Origin of the sequence: Gordonia marina (genome assembly GCF_052036135.1) — a bacterium.
In the GTDB taxonomy this organism is placed as follows: Bacteria; Actinomycetota; Actinomycetes; order Mycobacteriales; family Mycobacteriaceae; genus Gordonia.
This window is the reverse complement of record NZ_JBPSDN010000002.1, coordinates 147320-171131: the sequence shown is the minus strand read 5'-3', so window position 1 is coordinate 171131 and position 23812 is coordinate 147320. Positions and strand designations below refer to the sequence as shown.

The window sequence follows — 23812 nt, the reverse complement described above, 5'->3', positions numbered from 1 at the left end:
CATGGTCAATTCCTGGCCGTGGGTGGGACGGCGACCCGAACTCGCGGCGGCACGCCGCGCACTCGCGCCGAGCCGCGGCCGGTTCGTGGTGATCACCGGTGGCGAGGCCGTCGGCAAGACGCGTCTGGCCCGGGAGATCGCCGCCGATCGCACCGCCGTCCGCTGGTCGTCCGCGTGCAGCGCCGGTCGCGGCCTGCCCACCGGCGCCCTGGCCCGCTGGGTCGACCCCACCGATCCGCCGTCCGACCAGGTCCGCGCGCTGGCCCGCGACACCGGGCTGCTGGTGGTGGACGACGTCGACCTCCTCGACGACGCCTCCCTCGCGGTGGTCGCCGAGGCCGCGATCGGCGGTCTGGTTCCAGTGATCCTCACGTACACCCGGTACGCGGCGTTGTCACCGGAGTCTGCGGACCTGGTCACGCACCCGCGGGCCGAGCGCATCGCGCTGCACGACTTCGACCAGACCGAATCGGGCCGGGTGATCGAGGCCGCGCTCGGCGGACCGGTCGACGCCGGCACCGCCGCCCGGTTCTGGCACGCCAGCGACGGCACGCCCGGCTACCTGCGGGCGCTGGTGCAGCACGCGTGCGACACCGGTGCCCTCACCGAACGTTTCGGCATCTGGACGCTCGACGGCGACCCCGAGATCCCGGCCGTCGTGGCCGAGCGGATCGGCGCCCGGATCGCGCAGGCCGGCCCCGCTGCGGCCGAGGTACTCGACTGTCTGCTGGAGGCCGGTGATCTGCCGGGCGATGTGCTCGCCGGCATGACCGCCGACGGCGCCCTCGCGGCCGCCTCGGCCGCCGGCCTGATCCGGGCCGTCCGGGTGTCCGACGACGGATTGGCGGCGCCGGCGGTGTCGATCGCGCACCCGATGATCGCCGCCGTGCGGCGTGCCTCGTCCGGGATCGCCCATCGACGCCGACTGCGCGCGCTGCTCGCCGCGCGGCTGCGCGAGGTGCAGCTGGACCACCGGAACCTCAGCCTGGAACTGGGTCTGGCGTCCCTCGCCCTGGACCAACCCGGGTTCACCGGCCGGGACCGTCTCCTGGTCCGCGGTGCCGATGCCGCGGTGCGCGGCCTCGACTTCGCCCTCGCGATCCGTTTCGCGCGCGCGGTGGGGCCCGGTCCGGTCCGGTCCGCCGCGCTGCTCACCGAGGGGTACATCGCCTCGGTCACCGGCTCTGGCGATCTGGCCGACGAACTGCTGGCCCGGGCCTGCGCGGCGCGCACCGAGCCGGCGCTGACCCGCACCTCGACACTCCTGCGCGTGCTCAACCAGGTGACCGCGCGCGCCGCGCCCGACGAGGCGCAGCGGATCCTCGACGATGCCGCCGGCACCCTCGGCGCCGCCACGGCGGCCGCCGCCCGGGGCTTTCTTCTCGCCACCCGGGGCCGTGCGGTGGAGGCCTGCGCCCTGCTGCGGTCCCACTCGGCCCCCACCGGCGCCGGGAATCTGCCCGAGCTCGCCCGCACGTTCCGGACGATGGGACTGGTGATCGGGGCCGGGGACGCCGGTCTCCCGCACCTGCTGGACGAGGCGATCCGCGCGGGCGACGCCGACGGTGACCGCTGGCGCGGGGCCCCGCACCAGCGGATCTCGCTGGCCTGCCTGGACATCCACGCCCGGCATCTGTGCGGGGACATCGCGGGAGCCGTTCGCGCCGGGGCGCAGATCGTCGAGCTGGTCCCCGATCTCGCCGGGCCGGGACGGCACTGGCTGTCCGGCCTCGCCGGAGTGACCGCGTTCGCCGAGGCCGCGATGACACGCGCCGTCGCGATACTGCGGACCGCGCTGGACGGGCTCGACCGGTGCGGCGCCCCGGATTACGTCCGCTATCTGTTCTGGCTCGACTGCGCCGAGGCCGCCGCGCAGAGCGGCGATCTCGCGACGGCCGACGAGATGGCCGCGCACCTCGGGTCCGCGCCCGGCGCCCTCTTCGCGTACGCGCGCCCGCGGGTCGATCTGGTCCACGCGTGGCTCGACGCCGCACGCGGCCTCACCGCGGATGCGGCGGCGCGGGCCCGCGGCACCGCCGCGCACGCCCGGGAGCGCGGCCAGCCCGCCGCGGAGGTGTACTGCCTGCAGGCCGCCGTCCGCTTCGGCGACGACGGGTGCGCGGAGCGGCTGACCGCGCTGGCCGCCGACCTGCCGCAGTGCCCCCGTGCCGTCCTCGCCGCCGCCCACGCGAGGGCGCTCGCCGCCGCCGACCCGGAGGCGCTGACGCGGGCCGCCGCCGGCTACCTGGCGGCGGGGATGGCCGGTGAGGCCGCCGACACCGATGCGCAGGCCGCGCTGCTGCTACGCACGGCGGGTCGTTCGGGGGCGGCACTCTCGGCGACGCAGCGGGCCGTGGCCGCCGCCCAGGCACGCGGCCTGACCAGCGTCGCCGTGGAGACCGTCCGCGCCGGTGACCGGCTCACTCCGCGACAGCGGGAGATCATGCGGCTGGCCGCGGCGGGCTTGTCGAACCGGCAGATCGCATCGGCGACGGGGCTGTCGGTCCGGACCGTCGAAGGCCATCGGTACCGCGCCGCACAGCTGAGTCCGTAGACCTCAGCGCTGGTCGCGGAACGCGGCGGCGACCAGCTTCGCCACGTGCTTGCGCCCGGCGAGCGTCGGATGGATCGGGACGCCGTCGTCGCCCGGGCCGACGCCGGTCAGCGAGACCCAGCGCGCACCGTCCGGGGCGCACATCGAGTGTCCGGGTGCGGCGTTCGGATCGACGACGGTGAATCCGGCGCGCTCGGCGCGCTGGGTGATCGTCTTGTTGAGGCGCTTCTGCACCCGATTGGCACGCTGCACGGCGACGTCGCCCATCAGCACGTCGGCGAAGCAGCCGCGCGGATCATCGGGCAGGATCCGCAGATACGGCACGACGACCACCTGCGCGTTCGGCGCGGCCTTGCGGACCGCCGCATAGGTGGCGTCCAGGCGCGGGCCGAGGACGTCGATCTTGGCCATCGCGTCCTTCTCGACCTCCGGCGTGCAGAACGCCCCGACCAGGCACTTCTGAATCAGGTCGGCGAAGAGCGCGTCGTCGTTGCCGCCGATGGAGATCGAGACGTACTTCGTCTTCGGGCCGAGGCCGCGGATCTGCGGTCCCATCGCGGTGTCGGTCGTGATGTCCTTGGTCGCGGCGCCCGAGCACGCCCAGTCGGCGAAGCGCACGCCCGGCATCCGGGCCGCCACCAGGTGCCCGACGTCGTCGGAGGCCTGCGAACACCCGTCCCGGTCGCTGGTGGTCGCCGAGCCGGCGGCGACATACGAATCGCCGATCGAGACGTACGGCGCCCCGCGCGGTGCGGGGTCGGGCATCGCCGCTGCGTGCGGCGCGAGCACCACCCCGAGCGCGAGGGCCGAGACGGCGGACATCAAACGGACGGCATTCTTCTTCACAGTGACTCCCCGACGTGTCATAGGTCACTCGGCAACATACTCCGCGGAACAATTCAATACAAGTGTGTATCGAGTCCCGCATCGATCGGTTAGCCTTGCGCGGTGTCTCCCGCACTCCCACTCGACCAGCTCCGGCGACTGCGCTTCTCGTCGGCCACCGCCGCCTTCCAGATCGAGGGCGCCCGCACCGCCGACGGCCGCGGCGCCGGCATCTGGGACCGTTTCGTCGACACGCCGGGCCGCGTGGCCGACGGCGCGACGGCCGACCCCGGCGCCGACAGCTATCACCGGTGGCGGGAGGACGTCGCGCTCGCGGCCGGGCTCGGCCTGGACCGCTACCGCTTCTCGATCTCCTGGACCCGGGTGCAGCCCGGCGGCCGCGGAGCCGCCAATCCCGCAGGCCTCGACTACTACTCCCGCCTGGTCGACGCCCTCCTCGAAGCGGGGGTGACGCCGTTCCCGACGCTGTACCACTGGGATCTCCCGATCGAACTCGAGGACGGCGGCGGCTGGCTGTCCCGGGACACCGCCTACCGCTTCGCCGAGTACACCGCCCTGGTCACCGAGCGCCTCGGCGACCGCGTGCAGCACTGGTACACCCTCAACGAACCGGCCATGACCACACTGCAGGGCTACGGTATCGGCACCCTGGCTCCCGGCAAGTTCCTGCTGTTCGACGCCCTGCCGACCGTGCATCACCAATTGCTGGCGCACGGGCTGGCGGTGCCGGTCCTGCGCGCCGCCGGTGCCGCCGCCGTCGGCCTGGCGAACAACCACACCCACGTGCTGCCGGCCACCGACTCCGCCGACGACGCGCGGGCCGCAGACGTCTACGACCTGCTGCACAACCGGTTGTACGCCGAGCCGATCCTGCTCGGCACCTATCCGGATCTGAGTCCGCTGGGCGCCCCCGATCTCCCGATCCGGGACTGCGACCTGGATCTGATCTCCCAGCGGCCCGACTTCTACGCCGTCAACTTCTACAACCCGACGACGATCGGGGCGCCGGCCGCCGACGGCCCGATCCCGTTCGAGATGCTGCCGACGCCGGGCGTGCCGGTCACCGGGTTCGGAGAGGAGTGGCCGATCATGCCCGCGGCCCTCACCGCACTGCTGACCGGTTTCACCCGGCGCTACGGCGACGCCCTGCCGCCCCTGATCATCAGCGAGAACGGGGCGTCGTTCCCGGAGCCGGACGCCGCCGGACGGGTCGACGACGCCGACCGGATCGCCTATCTCGACGGGCATCTGCGCGCGGTCGCGACGGCCATGGCGGACGGCGCGAACGTCGAGGAATACACGGTATGGTCGCTGCTCGACAACTTCGAGTGGGCCGACGGATACACCCAGCGGTTCGGTCTGACACACGTCGACTTCGCGACCGGAGAGCGCACGCCGAAGGCGTCATACGACTGGTACCGCCGGGTGATCGCGGCGGCGCGGGAGAACGGGAACCTCGCATGAGAGCACGGGTCGGCCGGACATGGATGACGGTCTTCACCCTCGCGTGGCTGGTGATCTGGATGGTCCAGCTGACCCCGCTGCAACTGCTGCTCCCCCTGCAGCTGGACAGTCAGGTCTCCGACGACGGCGACCGCTGGGTGCACGGGGTGGTCGTCTCCGGGCTGATCCTCGGCGTCGGCGGCCTGGTCGGCGTGATCGCCGGGCCGCTGGCCGGTGCGCTGTCCGACCGCACCGACTCGGCGGGTTTCCCCGGCTGGCTCGGCGGGCGGCGCCGGGTGTGGGCCATCGGCGGTTCGCTCGGCACGGCGGTCTGCCTGATCCTGACCGGGTTCGCGCACCGGCCGCTGCTGGTCGGCGCCGCGTGGATCGGGGTGTCGGTGGGGGTCGCGGTGGCCTCGGCCGCGTTCACCGCCCTCATCGCCGACCAGCTGCCCGCCGATCAGCGCGGTGCCGCCGGCGCCGCGATCGGCTCGTCGCAGGCCGCCGGCATCGTGATCGGCGTCGGCGCGGTGGTGACCCTGGGGCTGACCGTGCTGGCCGGCTACCTGTTCCTCGCCGTCCTCATCGCCGTCGTCGGTGCCGGGGCGGCGTGCCTGCTGCCCGACCCGCCGGATCCGCGAGAGACGCGCGCCGCGCTGCGCGAGCACGATCCGTGGCGCTCGCTGCGCGACCGCGACTTCAGCTGGATGCTGGCCGGCCGGCTGATCGCCAACATCGGCAACGCGCTGGGCACGTCGCTGTTCCTGTTCTTCCTGCTGTACGGGCTCGATCAGGAGAAGTCCGCCGCCGAGGACAATCTGCTGCTGCTGGTGGTGGTCTACACCATCTTCGTGGTGATCGCGTCGATCGTGTCCGGCGTCTATTCCGACCGCACCGGCCGGCGCCGGATTCCGACGGTGGTCGCGGCCATGGTCCAGGCGGTCTCCGGCGTGGTGATCTGCGTGCATCCGACGTTCGCCGTCACGATGGCCGGCGCCGCGCTGATGGGTGTCGGCTACGGTGCGTTCTCCACCGTCGGCCTCGCGTTCGCGACCGATCTGCTGCCGCACGAGGAGGACCACGGACGCGATCTCGGGATCGTGAACGTCGCCGCGGCACTCGGTCAGCTGATCGGCCCGATGCTGGGTGCGGGGCTGGTCGCGGCGGTCGGCGGCTTCTGGTTGCTGTTCGCGATGGCGGCCGTCCTATCGGTTATCGGGGGCCTGCTGACGATGCTCGCCCGGGACAAGAGCACAATCGCGGTGACGGATGTGGTCTCGGGGCGGTAGTTCACGAGTAACACATTCGGCGTTCACTACCATTTCGTAACCAGGACGACGTGCACGGACGCCGGTCCACGACAGACAGGAATGCAGCGTGGCGAAGCTGGTCACCCCCGAGGGCCATCAGAATGTGTCGATGCTGGGTATCGGCGCCTATCGGCCGGCCCGGCTCGTCAGCAACGACGAGCTGTGCAAGGTGATGGACTCGTCCGACCAGTGGATCTTCGAACGCAGCGGAATCCGCAACCGTCGCTGGATCAGCGGCGACGAGGACATGCGCCTGCTGGCCGGTCAGGCCGCCGAGCGCGCGATCGTCAACTCCGGGATCGATCGCGAGAAGATCGACCTGCTGGTGTTCGCCACCAGCAGCTGGCCGTCGAACACCCCGCACGGCGCCCCGATCCTCGCCGCCGACATCGGCCTCAACGGCATCGCCGCGTTCGACGTCTCCGCGGGCTGCGGCGGTTTCGGCTACGCACTGGGCACCGCCACCGACGCGATCCGGGCCGGCAGCGCGACCTACGCGGTGGTGATCGGCGCCGAGACGATGTCGGTCGGCCTCGATCCCGAGGACCGGAGCACGGGCTTCATCTTCGGCGACGGCGCCGGCGCCGTGGTGATCGGCCCGACCGAGGAGAACGGCATCTCGCCGATCGTGTCCGGCAGTGACGGTGAGAACGCCGAGGCGATCGCTCAGAACATCGACACCGTCGCCTACATGGCCCGCGCCGTCGAGTACCAGGGCAAGGGCCCGGAGACCGATCCGGTCGGCCGGATGGTGATCTACATGGAGGGCCCGCGCGTGTTCCGCTGGGCCGCGGTGACGCTACCGAAGGCGCTGACCGCGCTGCTGACCGAGTCCGGCGCCGGCGTCGACGACATCGACGTCTTCGTGCCGCACCAGGCCAACGCCCGCATCAACGACCTGATGAAGAAGAACCTCGGCTTCCCCGACGACCTGCCGATGGCCAACGACATCGAGAACACCGGCAACACCTCGGCCGGCTCCATCCCCCTCGCCATCGAGGAGATGCTCGCCACCGGCAAGGCCAAGGGCGGCGACACCGCACTGATCCTCGGCTTCGGCGCGGGCCTGAGCTACGCGGGCGCCGTCGTCACCCTTCCGCCGGCGCCGAAGATCTCCAGCTTCGACACTCTCGATTCGCAGCCGGTCGGCCCGCTCGCCGCCCATCTCGCCGCCATCGACGCCTGAGACGCGCGCCGGATCGGCGTGTGCTACTTCCAAGTAGCCGTCGTGCGTGCCACATTGGGACGATGGTGGAAATCGCCCAGCCTTCGGGACTCACGACGTTCGGCATGCTCGGGATCGGCGCCTACCGCCCCGAGCGTGTAGTCACCAACGACGAGATCTGCGAGCACATCGACTCGTCCGACGAGTGGATCTACACGCGGACCGGCATCAAGAGCCGCCGCTTCGCGCGGCGCGACGAGGACGTCATCCAGATGGGCGTGCAGGCCGGCCGCAAGGCCATCGCGAACGCGCTGCTGAACGGCGCGGACATCGACGCGGTGATCCTGGCGACCAACACGCACCTGCTGCTGACCCCGGCCGGCGCGACCAAGATCGCCACCGAACTCGGCGCGAACGGGGTGCCCGCGTTCGACGTGACGGTCGGCTGCGCCGGCTTCGGCTACGCGATGTCGCTGGCCGCCGACATGGTGCGCGGCGGCAGCGCGACCCACGTGCTGGTGATCGGCGCCGAGCAGCTCTCGATCGCGCTGGACATGACCGACCGGACCAACTGCTTCATCTTCGGCGACGGCGCCGGCGCCGTGGTGATCGGTCCGACCAAGCAGCTGGAACTCGGGCCGGTGGTCTGGGGCAGCGACGGCAGCCAGTACAACGCGATCCGGCAGGACATCGACTGGGTCACCTTCCTCGACGGCGACCGGGTCCAGCGCCCCTATCTGCGGCTGGAGGGCACGGCGGTGTTCCGCTGGGCCGCGTTCGAGATGGGCAAGGCCGCCCAGAAGGCGCTCGACGCGGCCAAGGTCGACGCCGCCCAGATCGACGTCTTCGTGCCGCATCAGGCCAACTCACGCATCAACGACCTGCTGGCCAAGAATCTGCACTTCCCGGAGACGACGGTGGTCGCGAACGACATCGAGACGACCGGCAACACCTCGGCCGCCTCCATCCCACTCGCCATGGAGCAGCTGCTGTCGACCGGTGCCGCCAAGCCCGGTGACACCGCGCTCCTCCTCGGCTACGGCGCCGGCCTGAGCTACGCCGCGCAGGTGGTCACCATGCCGCCCATCCCCTTCGAGTGAGATCAGCGGAAATGCGCCGCCAGCCTGCGGTGCCGGTGCCGGAAGAACGCCGCCAGGACGCGCTGTAGGAGCGGCCCCGCGACGACCAGCCCGATCCGGGGCCCGAAGGTGATGACATCGCTGACCCGGGTTCGGTCGCCGTCGATCGGTTCGACGGTCCGCTCGTGCGTCCAGCGCCGCATGCTGATCATCGTGGACTCCTCGCGGAAGCGGCGGCCCGGATCGAGTTCGGCGATCGACAGGTGGTCGAAGTCGTACGGGACGACGCCGAACAGCCGGAGCCAGGCGCGGCCGATCGGCCGGCCGATCTCGAGGCTGTCGATGGTGACGTCCTCGGCGCCGCCCGGCACGGACATCGTCATCCAGGGCCGCATCTCGTCGTTGATGCCCTCGGGAGTGACCACCCGAGCCCACACCGCCGTGCTGTCCGCAGCGATCTCACTGCTCTGCCGGAACTGCCAAGTGCGCTTCATGCTTTCATGATAATCACTATCATTAGTGCCCTGGTGGCCCGGCCACGCGCTGGTGGTCAGGCTGCCAGGTGCTGTTCGAGGAGCGCTTCGACACCGGACGTCGTGCGGTCCGCCGGCTGAGATGCGACGAGCCCGCCGGGGCGCCCTTCGACGCCGTGCTGCGCATCCTCCCCGAGTCGGTGATTCACGATCGGCGGCGGACTGCGGTCTTCTTCCGGGGTGTCCGGGCCGGTCCGGAGTTTGTCGGGATGGAACAGCGGGTTCACGATCCACGGGCCTTCTCGCCCGACCGGGCGCCACCCGACCCGGCCGGTGTCCGGGCCGCCGGTGAGAACCTTGGATTCCCAGTCGCCGGGTTGTTGGCCGTTCCACCGGTTGTGTTTGCCGCAGGCCCCGCCGAGGTGGTCGATGTCGGTGGGTCCGCCGTCTTGCCAGTCGGGCATGTGATGCATCTGCGTCTGGGTGAATGGGCGGGTGCAGCCCGGGGCGGTGCAGCCGCGGTCCCGGGCGAACAGCGCGAGTCGTTGTGCCCGCGACGCCAGACGATGCGCCCGCCCGAGGTAGAGTGGCTGGCCGGTCGCGGTGGAGAACACCGCCAGATACGGGACCGTGTCGGCGGCGATCTTCACCAGATCGGTGACCGGCATGCGGGTCCCGGTCGCGGTCCACGCGACCCCCGCCTGCCGGGCCAGGTCTTCGTCGGTGACGGTCACCACGATCTGATTGCGCAGACTCCCGGGCCGGGCGTGGGAGGACTGGGCGTTGACCCACCTCAACAGCGCTTTGAGCGCATCGTGCTGGCGGCGGCCCAACAGCCGGTCATCACGTTCGGCCGCGGCCGCCACGACGGCGGGGTCCAGGCCGGGCTGGTCGACAGCGCCGTGCGGGGAGTCGGGGTCGTTGGGGTTGTTCATACCCGGGGCGGCCCACAAGCCGAACACGACCTCGAACTCGGCGCGTAGTTCCGGGTCCATCCGCGCCTGCACCGCGCTCATCAGCTGCCGGTCCTGTGCGGAGAGCCGGAACTTGGCCTGCCGCTGACGGTCGTTGTCGTCGGCGAGGGTGCCGTCGGGGTCCAGGTAAGCGAGGATCCGGTTACCCACCATCGTCACCCCGGACGGATTCAACGTCCGGGCGGCATCGACCAGCATCGCCTCGGCCTTCGCCCGTTCGGCGGGGTCGACCGAGGCGGGGACCTTGTCCATCACCTCCTCGATCACCGACACATGCGTCTCACCGATCGCTCCTTCGGCGACCGCGGCGGCGGTCGCCGGGTATTTCGGGTCGCGGCGCTGGCCGGTCATCGCGGTGAACCGGCCGATCGAGGCCGCCACGGCCCGGCGGCGCCGGGATTCGCCTTCCCCGATCCGCAGACCCTGGGTGAGTAGTTGGTGCATGGTGTTGTACCCGGCCCGCGCACAGGCGCCGCGGTCGGAGATCTCCACGAACAAGGCCGCATCGACGGCCACACCCATTCGGCGGGCCTGCTCCCGCGACTCCAGCAGATCGAGAAGGCCGTCCTCGGAGAGGGCGGCCAGCGGCGCTTCGGCCAAGGAGCCTTCGGCGGCACCGATCACTGCCACCAGCTCGGCGGGCGAGAGACCGGCCAGGAGGCCGCGAGCGTCGAACGCGTCGTCGTCACACATCACGGACCCCCTTCCGGCCGATCGGGAATGGTTCTTCCCCTACCCCAAAGAATACGCACACTGTGATGTGTATGCAACAGAAGACTAGAACTTACTTTCGAGTATAATTTCATGCCAGCTTCCGTCACGTGCCGCGTTTTGCCTGACCACGGGCGCGCCCGATAGCGTGGACAGGTGAGTTCAGAGTCCATCGCCCGCGAGGTCAGGCGCCGCCGGACCTTCGCGATCATCTCCCATCCGGACGCCGGTAAGTCGACCATGACCGAGGCGCTGGCACTGCACGCGCGCATGATCAGCGAAGCGGGCGCCGTGCACGGCAAGGGCGGGCGCCGCGCCACCGTCTCGGACTGGATGGAGATGGAGAAGGCCCGCGGCATCTCGGTCAGCTCCACGGCCCTGCAGTTCAACTACACGCCGACCGGCGCCGACGGGGACGCACCGGAGCCGGACGAGCCGAACGTGATCAACCTGGTCGACACGCCCGGCCACTCGGATTTCTCCGAGGACACCTACCGGGTGCTGACCGCCGTCGACGCCGCGGTGATGCTGATCGACGCCGCCAAGGGTCTGGAGCCGCAGACCCTCAAACTGTTCCAGGTCTGTCGCCACCGCGGCATCCCGGTGATCACCGTGATCAACAAGTGGGACCGGCCGGGCCAGTCGCCGCTGGAACTGATCGACGAGATCACCGACCGCATCGGCCTCATCCCGACCCCGCTGTACGTGCCGGTCGGCATCGCGGGCGACTACCGCGGGCTGCTGGATCGTCGCACCGGGCAGTTCATCAAGTTTACCCGCACCGCGGGCGGTTCCAAGATCGCGCCGGAGGAGATCCTCTCCCCCGCCGCCGCGCACGACGCCGAGGGCGACGCCTGGACCGCCGCCGTCGAGGAGAGTGAACTCCTCGGCGAGATGGGCCAGGACCACGACCAGGAGATGTTCCTGGCCGGGCAGACCTCGCCGATGATCTTCACCTCCGCGATGCTCAACTTCGGCGTCCGCCAGCTGCTGGAGGCGCTCGTCGAGTTCGCCCCGCCGCCGGCCGGGCGGACCGGAATCGACGGCGCCGAGCGCGGCGTGACCGACCCGTTCAGCGCCGTCGTCTTCAAGGTGCAGGCCGGGATGGACTCCAGTCACCGGGACCGGCTCGCCTACATGCGGATCGTGTCGGGCGAGTTCGAGCGCGGCATGGTGGTGACGCACGCGCAGACCGGCAAACCGTTCGCCACCAAGTACGCGCAGGCCGTCTTCGGCCGCGACCGCTCCACCGTCGACACCGCCTATCCGGGCGACGTGGTCGGCCTGGTCAACGCGATGGCCCTCGCCCCCGGCGACACCCTGTACATCGACCCGAAGGTGCAGTATCCGCCGATCCCGTCGTTCGCGCCGGAGCACTTCTCGTCACTACGGGTGACCACCGCCGACAAGTACAAGCAGTTCCGCAAGGCCATCGATCAGCTCGACGCCGAGGGCGTGGTGCAGGTGCTGCGCAACGACCTGCGCGGCGACGCCTCCCCGGTGCTGGCCGCCGTCGGGCCCATGCAGTTCGAGGTGGTGACCGCCCGGATGAAGGCCGAGTTCAACGTCGACACCATCATCGAACCGCTCGGCTACTCGCTGGCCCGCCGGACCGACGAGGCGAGCGCGCCGGAACTCGCCCGCCAGCGCGGCGTCGAGGTCTTCACCCGCAGCGACGGCGCCATCCTGGCGCTGTTCAGTGACAAGTGGCGGCTGCAGTTCATCGAGAAGGAGTTCCCGGCGCTGACGCTGGCTCCGCTCGTGGCCGCGGCCGACTGATGCGCACGCTCGCGATCCGCCACGTCGCCTTCGAGGATCTCGGCCTGATCGCCGGGGTCCTGGCCGAGCGCGGGCACACCGTCGACTACCTCGACGCGGGCCTCGATCCGATCGAGCAGTCGTCCGTGCTCGATGCCGATCTGGTGGTCGCGCTCGGCGGCCCGATCGGCGTGTACGACACCCCGGCGTACCCGTTCCTGCACGACGAGAAGGCGGCCCTCGCGGCACGACTGCGCGCCGGCCGCCCGACCCTCGGGGTCTGTCTCGGGGCCCAGCTGATGGCCGACGCGCTCGGTGCGCCCGTCGAGCCGACCGGACGCACCGAGATCGGGTACGGCGCGCTGACGCTCACCGCCGACGGCCGCGACTCGGTGCTGGCTCCGCTGGACGGGATCCCGGTGCTGCACTGGCACGGCGACCAGTTCGGCATTCCCGACCGAGCGCGGCGCCTCGCGCAGACGCCCGGCTTCCCGAACCAGGCGTTCGCCTACGGTGCCACCGCGCTGGGCCTGCAATTCCATCTGGAGGCCGACCACACCCGGATCGAGCGCTGGCTGATCGGGCACGCGCACGAGCTGGCCGCCACCGGCCACGATCCCCGGCAGATCCGCGCCGACGCGGCCGTGGCCGGGCCCCGGCTCGCCGGGGCCGCACGGGCCGTCGTCCACGACTGGCTCGATCAGCTCTGAGTCGGCCGGGTCCGGCGCGGCCGGTCACTCGCCGACGATCCGGGCGACGACGGCGGGATCCACCTCGTCGAGCGTGGCCGGCGTCCACGACGGGTTCCGGTCCTTGTCGACCAGCACCGCGCGCACGCCCTCGGCGAAGTCGGGTGTCACGGTGATCTGCTCGGCGGCGTGCAGCTCCCGCTCCAAACACTGGGCGAGCGAGCTCTGCGCCCCCGCTTCCAGCAGGGCGGCGGTCACCGCGACGCTGGTCGGCGACGCCGCCTGCAGCAGCGTGGCCATCTCGTCGCACCACTCGTCGCCGACGGCGCCCTGCAGGCCCCCGAGGATCGCCACCGGATCGGCGCCGAGCGGGAAGTAGCTCGCGATCTTGGTCAGCGGGAGGTCGGTGGTCACCGGTTCGCGGTACTCGGCGAGCGCGTCGGCCAGCCCGGCTCCGTCGCGGATCCGCTGCGCCACACCGTCCAGGTCGGCGGACGGAACGTAATGCGTCGCCAGGCCCAGCGCCACCGCGTCGGCACCGCGGATCCGCGCGCCGGTCAGACCCATCCACATGCCGACGCCCTCGGGCAGCCGCGGCAGGAAGTACGTGGAGCCCACATCCGGGAAGAAGCCGATCCCGACCTCCGGCATGGCGATGAGCGCGTTCTCGGTGACGATCCGCAGTTCGCCGTGAACGCTGATGCCCAGGCCGCCGCCCATCGCCGCGCCGTCGATCAGCGCGATGTAGGGCTTCGGATACTCGGCGACCAGCTGATCGAGCCCGTACTCACCGGCGAAGTACCGGGTGATCGCGGCCGTGTCGCCGGCGAGGGCGTTGGTCCGGATCTCCCGGATGTCGCCGCCCGCGCAGAACGCCCGCGGGCTCGCCGAGGTCACCAGCACGGTCTCGATCGCGTCGTCGTCGCCCCATTCGAGGAGCACGCGATGCATGTCGTCGATCATCGTCTGATCGAGCGCGTTGAGCGCCTTCGGGCGGTCCAGGATGATTTCGCCGACACCGTTGCCGACCGAGGTGCGAATGAACGACATGGGCCCCACGCTAGCGCAGAGCGGTGTGGTCGCCGACATCACGCTTCGGTCGCCGTTCGATAACCACATCTGTCACTTCAGTAACAAGTCTGGCAGAGTCCTTCTCTTGTGGGCCGTCGGGGAAGCGGCCCTCACCAACCTGTTCGATCTCCGGCGAGGACACGATGCGACGACCACTGCGCGCCGCCCTGACGGCGGCCCTGGTGCTGGGCGCCGTCCTGGTTCCGGGAGCCTCGGTGCGAGCCGAACCCGCACCGGCCGAGCCCGTGCCGCCGCCCGCGTCGAAGGTACAGCCGTATACCGGCGGCCCCTACGTCGCGATGGGCGATTCGCGCGCCGCCGGCACGCACCGCACGCCGACGCTCGGGTACTACCTCGGCTGTCTGCGCTCAGCCGACAGCTACCCGGAGATCCTGCGCGCCACCCTGCGCCCGAGCAGCTTCACCGACACCTCGTGCGCCGGGGCCACCAGCCCCAACCTGTGGTCGACGGCCCAGCAGGCGCCGTACTACCCGCGACCGCCGCAGGTCACCCAGATCCCGGCGGGCGCACAGCTGCTCACCGTCAGTATCGGCGGGAACGACATGGGATGGCCGTCGATCCTCGGCAAATGCCTGGTGCGCACGGCCGGGGACGACAAGAACTGCCGCGGCCGGGCCGACATGGCCCAGCTCGTCGACACCCGGCTGGCCAAGATGGACCGCGACGCCCACGCCGCTCTGAAGGCGATCCGCGCCCACGAGCCGCGCGCGCAGATCGTGATGGTCGGCATCGGCGGATTCGTCGGCGAGAACGGCTGCTTCCCGGCGGTCCCGCTGCCGGACGGCGACGCCGCCTGGATGCGCGGGGTGTTCGACCGCGCGAACACGATTCTGCGCGCCGTCGCCGAAAGCGTCGACGGCAGCTTCATCGACATCCAGAACCTCTCGGTGGGCCGCGACGCCTGCAACCGGACCGATCCGTGGTTCGAGGGTCAGACCAACGAGGACGGCACCCTGAAGTGGCATTTCAACCACGCCGGGTCGACCGAGATCGCCCGCCTCGTCGACCGCGTCATCATCCGGTGACCGGATAGGCGACGCCCCGTGCCCGCCCGCGACGAGACGCTGACCCGTTGTCTGCGGGAGCCGCACGCCTCCGGGCCGCCCGACGACGCGGCCCGCCGGCAACAACTCGTGTCCCGCGCTTCCTATGGCGCCGCCGCGGTGAACGTCGGCTTCGCCGCCGCCGGCGCCACGTTCGGCGGGCCGTCGGCGGTCACGATCGTGAACGTCGTCGCCGGCCTCGCGTTGCTGCTGGTGCCGTCGCTGCGCCGGTTCGGTCCGCTCATTCCCGCCGTCGCGTTCTTCGTGCTCGCCACGGCCACGCTGTGCGCACTCACCGTGTATCTGGGCACCTCGTCCGGACTGCTCTTCTACTTCTTCGCGATGGCCGCCGGAGTGCCGATGATCGTCGGCGGCGCGCGGGGCCCCTACACGGCCGTCAGCCTCGTCGTCTGTTCGACCGCCGTGTCGGTGCTGCATTTCCGCGTTCCGTACGACACCGGGCTGGCACCCGATTGGCTGATGACCACCGGGTTCGTGGTCAACACGCTCGCGGCGGGTGGACTGGCCGCCTATGTGATGGCGTTCGGCATGCGGCAGATCCGGCGCACCGAGGCCGCCCTCGAGGAGCAGTACGACCGCTCCGAGGATCTCCTGGACAACATTCTGCCGCGCAGCGTCTCCGATCGGCTCAAGCGGCCCGATCCCGGCGAGATCGCCGATACCTACGACGACGCCTCGATCCTGTTCGCCGACATCGCCGGGTTCACCGAGATGTCCAGCCACAACACGCCGGCCGACGTCGTGCACTTCCTCAACCGGCTGTATTCGACCCTCGATCGCCTGACCGACCGGCACGGGCTGGAGAAGATCAAGACCACCGGCGACTCGTACATGGTGGTCAGCGGGGTTCCGCTCCCGCGGCCGGACCATCTGGAATCGCTCGCGCGCTTCGCGCTGGACCTGCGCGCCGAGTGCGCCCGGGTACCCGGCCCCGACGGCCGGCCGATGCATCTGCGCATCGGCCTCGCGCACGGCCCGGTGGTCGCCGGCGTGGTCGGCTCCCGGAAGTTCTTCTACGACGTCTGGGGCGACGCGGTGAACCTCGCCTCCCGCATGGAGTCCACCGGCGAGCCCGACCGGATCCAGGTGCCCGAGTCCGTCCGGGACCGGCTCGCCGGTGAGTTCAGATTCGAGCCGCGCGGCGTGGTGCCGGTCAAGGGCAAGGGCTACCAGCGGACGTGGTTCCTTCTCGGGCCGGCCTGATTCCGGCGCACGAGGGCGGTGGATGCATGACGAGCCGCGCGCGGAGTGGTCACCATACCTAGCTGCGACTAGGTATGGACCTGGTGGCCGCACGATTACACCCCCGGGTATCCTCGGCCCAATGCCCTTCCGTCGAAGTGATTCCTGACCATGCGACCGACCGCAGAGCCACGTAGGCCCGTCGGGCGCCCACCCCGGACCACGCTCGACGACATCCTCGACGCCGCGGTGGGCCTGTTCGGCGCGCGCGGCATCCGCGGTACCTCGATCGCCGCCGTCGCCGACCGTGTCGGACTCACCGATGCCGGACTTCTGCACCACTTCCCGACGAAGAACGCGCTGATCGCCGCCGTGCTCGAGAGGGCGACGACGCGTCAGCAGGACCAGCTGGCCTCGCTGATCGAACCGGGCGGACTCACGGCCATCAGCGCGCTCGGCGGCTGGGGCTCCGTCGTCGAGGCCGACCCCGATCTGACCGCGTTCTCGATCGTGCTGAGCACGGAGGGCCTCCTCGAGGACTCTCCGTTCCACGACTGGGAGCAGCGCCGCTATCATTCGATCCACAAACTGGGCGTCGCCCTGATCAACGACGGCATCGCGAACGGCGAGATCCGCCCGGACATCGACCCCGACCAGGAGGCCCGGGCGATGGTCGCCTTTCTGGACGGCATCCGGCTGCAATGGTTCTACACCGACAAGACCCTGCCGCTGGCCGACACGATCCAGCAGTACTTCGATCAGATCGTCGAACGGCTCGCTGCGGACTAGTGTCGCTCCGGCGTTCAGCCGAGGATCTCGGCGGCGTCCATCCACTCCATCTCGGCGGTCTCCTTGTCCGCCAGGACCAGCTGCAACTCGTCGTTCAACGACGCGAGGCGGGTGGGGTCGACGGCCGCGTCGATCATCGCCGCGTGCAGCTCCTCCTCCCGCTTACCCAGCTTCTCCATGGTCCGCTCGGCGCGGCTCATCGCCTTGCGGGCCGCCTGGTGCTCGGCCGGGGTGGGACCCGACCGCTCAGAAGTCTCGACCTCGCGGGTCCTGAGCTGGCGTGGCGGAGCCTGCGACGACGCGCCGTCGAAGGGCGACGGGAGCGGTGCCGCCCGACGCTCCAGATACTGGTCGATCCCCCGCGGCAGATTGGTCAGCTTCTCATCACCGAACAGTGCCCACGTCGAGTCACAGATGCGCTCGATCAAGTAGCGGTCGTGGCTGATCACCACGAGGGTCCCGGCCCAGGAGTCGAGCAGATCCTCCAGCTGCTGCAGGGTGTCGATGTCGAGGTCGTTGGTCGGCTCGTCGAGCAGCAGCACGTTGGGTTCGGCCATCAGCACGCGGGTGAACTGCAGACGACGGCGCTCGCCGCCGGACAGGTCGCCGATCGGCGTACGCTGCCGCGCCGGCGAGAAGCCGAGACGTTCGGCGAGCTGGCTGGCCGACAGCTCCTTGTCGCCGAGCATGATGTGTCCGGCGACCTCCTCGACGGCATCGAGTACGCGCATCGACTCGTCGAGGTCGTCGAGTTCCTGCCGCAGCCAGCCGAGTTCGACGGTCTTGCCCACGACCCGCCGCCCCGGGGTCACCGGCACCTCCCCGGCCAGGGCGCGCAGCAGCGTCGTCTTCCCCGAACCGTTGACGCCGACCAGGCCGATCCGTTCCCCCGGCGCGAGGCGCCAGGTGGTGTCGTCGAGCAGGGTGCGGCCGGGGGTGCCGTCCGCGCTCGACGGCGCGTCGAGGTGCGCGTTCTCCAACTCGATCGCCACCCGCCCGAGCCGCCGCTTGGCGAACGCGGAGAGCGTCACCGTGTCACGCGGCGGCGGCACGTTCGCGATCAGTCTCTCGGCCGCCTCGATGCGGTACTTCGGCTTCGAGGTCCGCGCCGGAGCGCCGCGCCGCAGCCAGGCCAGTTCCTTGCGGGCGAGGTTGCGGCGCCGTTCCTCGGCGGCGTCGGCCAGCCGTGAACGTTCGGCGCGCGCGAACACCCAGTCGTTGTAGCCGCCCTCGTACTCGTCGACGCGGCCGGAGTGGACCTCCCAGGTCCGGGCGGCGACGGTGTCGAGGAACCACCGGTCGTGGGTCACGACCACCAGCGCGCTGCGGCGGGCCTTGAGATGCTCGGCGAGCCAGGCCACGCCCTCGATGTCGAGGTGGTTGGTCGGCTCGTCGAGGATCAGCAGATCGGCGTCGGTCACCAGCGCGGCGGCCAGCGCGACGCGCCGCCGCTGCCCACCGGACAGCTCCTGCACCTGACGGTCGAGGATGTCGTCGACGCCGAGCCCGGCCAGGATCCCGCGAACCCGAGCGTCCGACGCCCACTCGTGCTCGGGGGTGTCCGCCCCCAGGACCACCTCGGACACCGTGGCGCCGGACGGCAGCTCGCCGCGCTGGGTCACCGTCACCATCCGCAGGCCGCCGACCCGGGTCACCCGGCCGGAGTCCGGCTCGGTGATCCCGGCGAGCAGTTCCAGGAGCGTCGTCTTGCCGCCGCCGTTGAGGCCGACGACGCCGATCCGCTCACCTTCGTGCACGCCGACGCTCACCTCGTCGAGCAGCGGCTTGATGCCGAAGCTCTTACTCACCTTCTCGGCGATCACCAGCGAGGTGTTGGTGCCCGCGGCCATGGTTCTCCATTCGTTTCGTCCAGCAGGTCGTTTCGTCAAGCAGGGAATGCGGCGGTCAGTGCGCCGGGATGAGGCGCGCGCCCGGGACCGGCCCGTGCGCGGTGCGCACCGCCTTGGCGACGCCCAGCCCGGACAACTCGGTCGCCACCGAGATGGCGGCGTCCTCGCCGTCGCACAGGAACACGCAGGTCGGGCCCGAGCCGGAGACGATCCCGGCGAGCGCGCCGGCCTCGCCGCCGGCGCGCAGGGTCCGCCGCAGCCGCGGCTGCAGGGAGAGCGCGGCCGGCTGCAAGTCGTTGTGCAGCAGCGGCGCCACCGCGTGCACGTCACCGGAGGCGAGCGCCACGATGAGTTCGTCCGGCCGCTCCGGTGGCGGCACCGTCTCCCCGCGACCGGCCCGGAGCCGGTCGAGTTCGTGGTAGACGGCCGGGGTGGAGAGCCCGCCCTTCGCCGCCACGATCACCCAGTGCAGTTCGCCGCGGTGCAGCACCGGCAGCAGTTCTTCACCGCGGTTGGTACCGAGGGCCGCGCCGCCGAGAAGGCTGAACGGCACATCGCTGCCCAGGCTCGCGGCGAGGTCGTGCAGTTCCTCGCGGTCCAGATCCAGCCGCCACAGCCGCGCGGCGGCCAGCAGTGCCCCGGCCGCGTCCGCGCTGCCGCCGGCCATGCCCCCGGCGACGGGGATCTGCTTCTCGATCTCGATGGCCACCTGCGGGTCGGGCACCTGGGCGTATTCGGCGATCGCCGCGACCGCGCGGGCCGCGAGATTGGTGGCGTCGGCGGGCACGTCGTGCTGACCTTCGCCACGCACGGTCACCGAGAACTCGTCGGCGGCGCGCACGGTCACGTCGTCGTACAGCGAGAGCGCGCAGAAGACGGTGTTCAGTTCGTGGTAGCCGTCCTCGCGGAGCGGGCCCACCCCGAGGTGCAGGTTGATCTTGGCCGGGACGCGCGCCGTCGCGCCGCCCATCATCGCGTCGCCACCGGATCGGTGCCCGCCGCCCGCGCCAGCCGGACGAAATCGGCGACGTCGAGCCGCTCGCCCCGGATTCCGGGATCGATGCCGGCCTCGCGCAGCAGTTCCTCCGCGCGCGGGGCGCCGCCGGCCCAGCCGGCCAGCGCCGAACGCATGGTCTTGCGGCGTTGTGCGAACGCGGCGTCGATGACGGCGAAGGTCGCCGCCCGCTGCGCCTCGTCGGTGCCGAACGGATCCCGCCGGTCGATCCGCACCAGCCCCGACTCGATCTTCGGTTCCGGCCAGAACACGTTGCGGCCGATCGCCCCGGCGCGTTTGACGTCGCCGAAGTAGCGCGCCTTGACGCTCGGCACCCCGTAGATACGGCCCCCGGGGCCGGCGGCGAGCCGGTCGGCGACCTCGGCCTGCACCATCACCAGCACGGTGCGCAGCGTCGGGAAGTGCGTCATCAGGTGCAGGATCACCGGCACGGCGACGTTGTACGGCAGGTTCGCCACCAGCGCGGTCGGCGTCACGGGGAGGTCGGCGGGCAGCACCGTCATCGCGTCGGCGGTCACCACGTCGAAGTCGGCGGCCCGCCCGGGGGCGAACTCGGCGATGGTCCGCGGCAGACGCGCGGCGAGCACGGGATCGATCTCGACGGCGACCACCCGGCCCGCGGTCTCCAGCAGTGCCAGCGTCAGCGAACCGAGACCCGGGCCCACCTCGAGCACCACGTCGTCGGGGCCGACCCCGGAGGTGGCGACGATACGGCGCACCGTGTTGGCGTCGTGCACGAAGTTCTGGCCGAGCTGCTTGGTGGGCCGGACGCCGAGTTCGGCGGCCAGGCCGCGGATCTGCCCCGGGCCGAGGAGCCGAACGCCCGCTATGTCACTCACCAGAGCATTGTGTCAAACAGTGTCAGCGCAGACCCAGTCGCGAGGTGCACAGCGGCCAGGCGCCCCAGCCCTGCGCGGCCTGGACCTTCTTGGCGATGGCGATCTGCTCCTCGCGCGTCGCGAGGTCCGCGCGCGGCGCGTACTCCTGGCCGCCGAACGAATCCCAGGTGCCCTGGGTGAACTGGATGCCGCCGTAGAAGCCGTTGCCGGTGTTGATGGCCCAGTTGCCGGTGGACTCGCACTGCGCGATCGCGTCCCAGACGCCGAACGGCTCGTGCGGGGCACCCGGCTTGGTGCCGATGCGGACGGTGGCCGGCTGCGGGGCGACGAGGACCTTCTCGCCGACCTTCTCGCGCTTGGTGACCTTGCCGTTCACGGTCGTGACGTTGTACGTGACGGTGGCCTTGCCCGGGGTACCCGGCTTCACGACGACCTTCTTGCCGTTGATCAGCGTCGGGTCCTCGGTCTTGGTCTCCGGCGGCGCGACCTTCTCGTCGACGGTCTTCTGCTCGGTCCGGATACGGGTCACCTTGATGGTCATGCCCTTGGTGACCGGCGTGCTCGCGGCGGGCACCACCTTGTCGGTGGGCGCCAGCGGCTTCCCGATGCGCTCGAACAGGTCGCCGACGGTCTTCGCCGCGACGACGGTGCGCTCGGTCTTGCCCGCGTCGGTGAGCACCACCGACTTGGGCAGGATCACGTCGACGTCGCCGCCGCTCACCGGCACCCGATGGTCCAGCGAGGTGCTGACGGCGGCCTGGGTCAGGCCCTGCTCGGCGAGGATCTCGCCGACGTTGTTCTTGTGGGTCTTCACGATCTCCGGCTTGCCGTCGACCGTGAGCTCGACGCTCTTGAGCCGGTCGACGACGACGGTCTGGCCGTCGTGCGGCATGCTCGACAGCGCGACGTTCACCTTGTCGCCCGACTTCGGCTGGACGCCGTGGGCCTCGAGGACGTCGCCCACCGAGAAGGCCATGGTGGAGACCTCGCGGCTCTGACCGTCGATCGTCAAGGTCAGTTCCTTGTGCATGACGGCGCCGGTGGCGCCGCCGGCGGCGACGGTGAACAGCAACGCGCCGGTGACGACGCGGGCGCTGACCGAGTTGGTCGCATTGATGCGCGTGAAAACTGACAAGAAAATCTACCTGCTTACCACTCAAGCCCGCCGTCCCGACCGGCGGGCCCCCGAAAAGGGATCACAGTACGGTAACGAACAGACCGTCGTTACCGCAACGGCATCCCGTACGCCCGTCGGGCATTGGCCCCCAGGATCTGGGCCATCCGTTCGGGAGACACGCCCCGGACATCCGCCAGACACCGGGCCGTGTACGGCACGCAATACGACTGATTCGGCTGGCCACGGTAGGGATGCGGGGTGAGGAACGGCGCGTCGGTCTCCACCAGGATCTGCTCGTCCGGGGTGAGTGACGCGGCCTGCCGCAGCTCACCCGCGTTGACGAACGTCACAGTCCCGGAAAAGCTCAGCAGGTAGCCGCGGTCGATGCATTCGCGGGCGATCGGCACATCCCCGGAGAAGCAGTGCATGATCACCGTCTCCGGCGAACCCTCGGCCGCGAGCACGTCGAGCAGGTCGCGGTCGGCGTCCCGGTTGTGGATCATCAGCGGCTTGCCCGAGCGCTTGGCCAGCTCGATGTGCCAGGCGAAGACGTCCTTCTGGGTGGCCGGATCGGCGCAGGTGTCCGAATGCACCGTCCAGTAGTAGTCGAGGCCGGTCTCGCCGATCGCGACGACCCGCGGATCGGCCGCCATCTCCTCCAGTTCGGCGCGCGCCGCGTCGTCCAGGTCCGCCGCATGGGTCGGGTGCAGGCCGACGGCCGCGAAGACCCGCGGGTCCCAGTGCGCGGCGGCCACCGCCCAGCGGGCGTCGACCATGTCGTCGGCGACGGTCACCACCTGCTCCACACCGGCCCGCTCGGCGTGATCCATGATCTCGGCGACGGACTCGGCGGTCCGCCCGCCGCACGACGCGAGGTGGGTGTGCGCGTCGACCAGCCCGGGCAGCGGTTCCGGGTCCGGCGGCGGCTCCCGGCGCTTGCGGCGCTTGATCTCCTTGGCCGACAGCTCCTTGCTCTCGTCGCTCACAGGTCGACCGTCCCGGCGATCACCGACGCGCACCGCCCGCCGATCCAGATCTGGTCGCCGTCGTCCGTGACGCTCACCCGGCCGGTGCGGCCGAGCGCGGTCCCCTGCGCGGCCACGTACGACGACGGAACCAGCCCCCCGCCGCGCAGCCAGACCGCGATCCCGGCGTTCAGGCTGCCGGTGACCGGGTCCTCCGGCACGCCGACGCCGGGGATGAAAGCGCGGACCTCGTAGTCGACGCCGTCGGGGCCGGCACCCGCCCGCCACGGCCCGACCACACCGACGAAGTCCTCCGGGCCCAGCGCGCCCATGTCCGGGCGCAGATCGAGGACGGTCTGGCCGTCGTCGAGCAGCAGCGCCAGCCACGGCGGACCGTTGCTGACCCAGTTCGCGGCTACCACATCCGAGGGTCGCAGGCCCAGGGCGTCGCGGACGCGGTCGAGATCGGCGTCGTCGACCGGGCCGCTGCGGGTCAGCGGCGGTGCGACGAACGCATAGCGGTCGGCGGCGGCGTCGTGCCGCACGGTGACCAGCCCGATACCGCATTCCTGAACCAGGTCGGCGCCCGCGGAGTCGCGGCGGCGCGGAGTCCCGCCGGCCGCCAGCCAGGCGTGCGCCGAACCGAGGGTGGGGTGCCCGGCGAACGGCAGTTCGCCGCCGGGGGTGAAGATCCGCAGCCGGTAGTCGGCCTCGCCGGTGGTCGGCGGCAGCACGAACGTGGTCTCCGACAGGTTGGTCCAGCGCGCGAAGCGGGCCATCTCGTCGTCGGTCAGATCCGCCGCATCGCACACCACCGCGACCGGGTTGCCGCTCGCCGGTCCGTCACCGAAAACATCCACCTGAAAGAATCGCCGCTCAGTCACCCGGCACAGCGTA

General features: G+C 71.0%; 20 protein-coding genes. 10 read left to right on the top strand and 10 right to left on the bottom strand.

The annotated features are described in order from the left end of the window. Position 1 precedes the first annotated feature (1 nt). Positions 2-2554 (top strand): helix-turn-helix transcriptional regulator, encoded by a 2553-nt coding sequence (locus tag ACSEEN_RS01790; RefSeq protein WP_440712120.1) that lies wholly within the window; start codon positions 2-4, stop codon positions 2552-2554. Between the two features lie 3 nt (positions 2555-2557). Here the strand turns inward: ACSEEN_RS01790 and ACSEEN_RS01785 are convergent, their stop codons facing one another. Further along, positions 2558-3376, bottom strand: coding sequence for an SGNH/GDSL hydrolase family protein (locus tag ACSEEN_RS01785; protein WP_440712119.1), 819 nt, complete (start codon positions 3374-3376; stop codon positions 2558-2560). Between the two features lie 126 nt (positions 3377-3502). Here ACSEEN_RS01785 and ACSEEN_RS01780 point away from each other — a divergent pair, with 126 nt between their 5' ends. The 4 genes from ACSEEN_RS01780 to ACSEEN_RS01765 all read left to right on the top strand — a co-directional run bounded on the left by ACSEEN_RS01780 (position 3503) and on the right by ACSEEN_RS01765 (position 8418). Further along, positions 3503-4864, top strand: coding sequence for a GH1 family beta-glucosidase (locus tag ACSEEN_RS01780; RefSeq protein WP_440712118.1), 1362 nt, complete (start codon positions 3503-3505; stop codon positions 4862-4864). Then, the gene (locus tag ACSEEN_RS01775; protein ID WP_440712117.1) at positions 4861-6132 is read left to right on the top strand and encodes an MFS transporter; all 1272 of its coding nucleotides are present in this window, start codon (positions 4861-4863) and stop codon (positions 6130-6132) included. Before ACSEEN_RS01780 ends, ACSEEN_RS01775 begins: the two co-directional genes overlap by 4 nt. Before the next feature lie 88 nt (positions 6133-6220). Further along, on the top strand, positions 6221-7339 hold the full coding sequence (locus tag ACSEEN_RS01770) for a beta-ketoacyl-ACP synthase III (RefSeq protein WP_440712116.1): 1119 nt from the start codon (positions 6221-6223) through the stop codon (positions 7337-7339). A 62-nt stretch (positions 7340-7401) separates the two neighbouring features. Next, positions 7402-8418, top strand: coding sequence for a beta-ketoacyl-ACP synthase III (locus tag ACSEEN_RS01765; RefSeq protein WP_247866551.1), 1017 nt, complete (start codon positions 7402-7404; stop codon positions 8416-8418). Between the two features lie 2 nt (positions 8419-8420). On the opposite strand, the gene ACSEEN_RS01760 is transcribed toward ACSEEN_RS01765, so the two are convergent. Next, complete coding sequence (locus ACSEEN_RS01760) at positions 8421-8891, bottom strand: Rv1443c family protein (protein ID WP_298445200.1); 471 nt, start codon at positions 8889-8891, stop codon at positions 8421-8423. Positions 8892-8947: 56 nt separating this feature from the next. Beyond that, on the bottom strand, positions 8948-10537 hold the full coding sequence (locus ACSEEN_RS01755) for an HNH endonuclease signature motif containing protein (protein ID WP_298445203.1): 1590 nt from the start codon (positions 10535-10537) through the stop codon (positions 8948-8950). A gap of 174 nt (positions 10538-10711) precedes the next feature. Between ACSEEN_RS01755 and ACSEEN_RS01750 the strand changes: the two genes are divergently transcribed. Further along, the gene (locus tag ACSEEN_RS01750; protein ID WP_440712115.1) at positions 10712-12334 is read left to right on the top strand and encodes a peptide chain release factor 3; all 1623 of its coding nucleotides are present in this window, start codon (positions 10712-10714) and stop codon (positions 12332-12334) included. Further along, complete coding sequence (locus ACSEEN_RS01745) at positions 12334-13023, top strand: glutamine amidotransferase (protein WP_440712114.1); 690 nt, start codon at positions 12334-12336, stop codon at positions 13021-13023. Before ACSEEN_RS01750 ends, ACSEEN_RS01745 begins: the two co-directional genes overlap by 1 nt. A gap of 24 nt (positions 13024-13047) precedes the next feature. Here ACSEEN_RS01745 and ACSEEN_RS01740 read toward each other — a convergent pair whose 3' ends face one another. Beyond that, a complete protein-coding gene (locus ACSEEN_RS01740; RefSeq protein WP_440712113.1) occupies positions 13048-14052 on the bottom strand; it encodes an enoyl-CoA hydratase/isomerase family protein in 1005 nt (334 codons plus the stop codon). A 164-nt stretch (positions 14053-14216) separates the two neighbouring features. Between ACSEEN_RS01740 and ACSEEN_RS01735 the strand changes: the two genes are divergently transcribed. The 3 genes from ACSEEN_RS01735 to ACSEEN_RS01725 all read left to right on the top strand — a co-directional run bounded on the left by ACSEEN_RS01735 (position 14217) and on the right by ACSEEN_RS01725 (position 17129). Beyond that, a complete protein-coding gene (locus ACSEEN_RS01735; RefSeq protein ID WP_440712112.1) occupies positions 14217-15119 on the top strand; it encodes an SGNH/GDSL hydrolase family protein in 903 nt (300 codons plus the stop codon). An 18-nt stretch (positions 15120-15137) separates the two neighbouring features. Next, positions 15138-16361 (top strand): adenylate/guanylate cyclase domain-containing protein, encoded by a 1224-nt coding sequence (locus ACSEEN_RS01730; RefSeq protein ID WP_440712111.1) that lies wholly within the window; start codon positions 15138-15140, stop codon positions 16359-16361. Positions 16362-16511: 150 nt separating this feature from the next. Further along, positions 16512-17129 carry a TetR/AcrR family transcriptional regulator gene (locus ACSEEN_RS01725; protein WP_440712110.1) on the top strand — a complete coding sequence of 206 codons (618 nt, stop codon included), beginning with the start codon at positions 16512-16514 and terminating at the stop codon, positions 17127-17129. A gap of 14 nt (positions 17130-17143) precedes the next feature. Here the strand turns inward: ACSEEN_RS01725 and ACSEEN_RS01720 are convergent, their stop codons facing one another. From ACSEEN_RS01720 to ACSEEN_RS01695, 6 genes are all read right to left on the bottom strand, one after another. Continuing rightward, positions 17144-18979: an ABC-F family ATP-binding cassette domain-containing protein gene (locus ACSEEN_RS01720; RefSeq protein WP_440712109.1), complete on the bottom strand. Its 1836-nt coding sequence runs from the start codon at positions 18977-18979 to the stop codon at positions 17144-17146. Positions 18980-19034: 55 nt separating this feature from the next. Further along, complete coding sequence (locus ACSEEN_RS01715; protein ID WP_298440493.1) at positions 19035-19952, bottom strand: 4-(cytidine 5'-diphospho)-2-C-methyl-D-erythritol kinase; 918 nt, start codon at positions 19950-19952, stop codon at positions 19035-19037. Then, complete coding sequence (gene rsmA / locus ACSEEN_RS01710) at positions 19949-20833, bottom strand: 16S rRNA (adenine(1518)-N(6)/adenine(1519)-N(6))-dimethyltransferase RsmA (protein WP_247866540.1); 885 nt, start codon at positions 20831-20833, stop codon at positions 19949-19951. Before rsmA ends, ACSEEN_RS01715 begins: the two co-directional genes overlap by 4 nt. Positions 20834-20855: 22 nt before the next feature. Then, the gene (locus ACSEEN_RS01705; RefSeq protein WP_247866539.1) at positions 20856-21968 is read right to left on the bottom strand and encodes a resuscitation-promoting factor; all 1113 of its coding nucleotides are present in this window, start codon (positions 21966-21968) and stop codon (positions 20856-20858) included. A gap of 89 nt (positions 21969-22057) precedes the next feature. After that, on the bottom strand, positions 22058-22936 hold the full coding sequence (locus ACSEEN_RS01700; protein WP_371307430.1) for a TatD family hydrolase: 879 nt from the start codon (positions 22934-22936) through the stop codon (positions 22058-22060). Then, positions 22933-23799: a PhzF family phenazine biosynthesis protein gene (locus ACSEEN_RS01695; protein WP_440712108.1), complete on the bottom strand. Its 867-nt coding sequence runs from the start codon at positions 23797-23799 to the stop codon at positions 22933-22935. The genes ACSEEN_RS01700 and ACSEEN_RS01695 overlap by 4 nt, the downstream gene beginning before the upstream one ends. Between the last annotated feature and the right edge of the window lie 13 nt (positions 23800-23812).